We start from the raw sequence: 2,069 nt of genomic DNA, 5'->3' as shown, positions 1-2,069 counted from the left end.
AACTTGAAGAGATTCCAATCTGAATCTGAGGATGTTTTACCGTATGCCTTTGCCACCAAAGCCAGATCGCCAATTGTGAATTTGCCGTCACCGTTCATATCGCCAGGGATGCTCGTATGGACGGACGTTTCGAAGGCTAGAACGGCTGCCGTCAAGTCAATTAAAGCCTGATCTACTTGCGACTGATTGGGATCCGCATCGTTCGCGACTGCAGTGGCTTTCTGAATTGCAACCAGGAACGCCGCTTTCGCTGCAGCTGGATATTGTCCAGGATTGCTGCCCTCTACAGCCCCATCGTATTTGGCTTGGGCGTCAGCAATCGCTGAGATTAGAGCATCCTTGTGGATTTTATCAAATTGAACGCTAAACTGAGTTCCATTAACGTTCACTTCTGCTCCTTGATTATCGGCAACGATCAGATTACTTACGGAAATATCCGTGTAAGTTGATTGTGTAACCGATTCATTCGTTGTAGTGAAAGCTAGTTTCAACAAATCCTCACCTGATTGAATACTGGAACCAAGAGCTGCGGCCAGCACTCTGAGTTTGCCCGGCTCTAGCTCTTTTTTCGCAACGATGTCTACTTGATCTTGTATGGAAGTAACATCGACTAGAAGGACGTGCTGTGGATTATAATTGACGACAAAGTCAAGCGCATACACGTTTTGAGTAACATTGTTCAGCTGCAAATTAAGGTCAAACGGCTGGTTAGTTTTTACCGAGCTTGCACCGCTAAGAACAGCAAATGGGTCTTTGCCTGGAATGAGCTTGGCATCCGCCCAGTCTCCATGATCCTCACCGTTGCCGTCGCCATTATCGCCTACGACCAGCTTCAGTTCTTTCACGCCCTTAACATCCAGGTTAACCGCTTTGGAAACCGTTGTAGCTCTCATCAAACCGCTATCGAAAGCCTTGACGCCATCCAGGAACACCTGGAACACAATCGTGTTGTTCGCCCCTGTGCCGCTAACCTCTTGGTCAACGCCAACGACAGCCGAGAACGTTTCATAATTTTTACCTGCCATGTTATAAATGATTTCGGAATTCGCGTGCGTACCAATACCTTTTGCATAGGTGACTGTGCCTGACGGACCTCTCAGACGAATCGGATTGCCGTCGATGCTCAGATCCTTCTTGACCGAGGACCAGCCGACGGTTGCGCTGACCCAATCCATGTTGCTCAAATAATGATCAACCGCATTGAATTGAATCTCAAATGTCTTGGTGATAAGACCGTCTGCAGAGGATACTGTAATGACGGTTTTGCCGTTTACATCTGCAGCAGGAGTGACCTGCACTTTTACTGTGTTGTTGGATGTTTGCACGTCAACCGTCGGCACTTTGTTATTGCCGCGCATAACATTGTACGTGTAGCTTGTTTTCTCCGGATCGAATCCATCCAGCGCTTTACCGTTAACTTGGATCGATTTCACCAGATTGATCGTCGTTACGGTTTTGCTCAGCTTCATCAAATCCGTCGTATGAGCGGCAATCGGTCTGAGCGTATAACTGTAGTTATAGTCCTTATCCGACAGCAGCATGTAAGGCGCATGTGGCTTGGCTCCCCAACTGTTGTCACCTCCAACGCCCATTTGCTTGTAGTTGACGCGAAGCGTGATGTCATCGCGATGAATCGCTTGATACGGATGTGCTGGTCCATCCAAATCATCCGGTGTATAATGCAGCGCGTTAGCCTCAATAACAGTAGCACCGATTGCCATCAGACCCACTCCGTCGTCGTTCGTCAGAGAAACCCAACGCACATCGGTTTTATTACCCGTTTCCGAAGGCTCGATATAAGGGAAAAATTGCGCTTCTACGGTGCTGCTATACATCCCGACATCGGAACCGGAATTTCTGTCCTGATAGTTTTCGTTAGGTCCGCGGCCATACCAGGTAATATGCTCAAATTCTTGCGGAATCGTCAACATGCTTCCGACCTCAGGAATTTCCGGAAGCGATTTGGCGCCCGGCTTCATGTAATTAGACACCGCAATGTCGCCGTTGCCGAAGATTGTATAAGACGTTGTATAGGAGGAGACCGTCGTCGTTGGCAGCGTTCCTTCCAC

At 48.4% G+C, this 2,069-nt stretch carries 1 protein-coding gene; it reads right to left on the bottom strand.

Annotation, left to right across the window (positions count from 1 at the left end; genetic code table 11):
* A partial coding sequence (locus tag AC1DUA_RS35115; protein WP_477504141.1) for a beta-galactosidase small subunit-related protein occupies window positions 1–2,069 on the bottom strand: 2,069 nt, incomplete at both ends.

Source organism: Paenibacillus sp. 01T422, from assembly GCF_056398785.1.
This window is presented reverse-complemented; position numbering and strand designations above follow the sequence as displayed.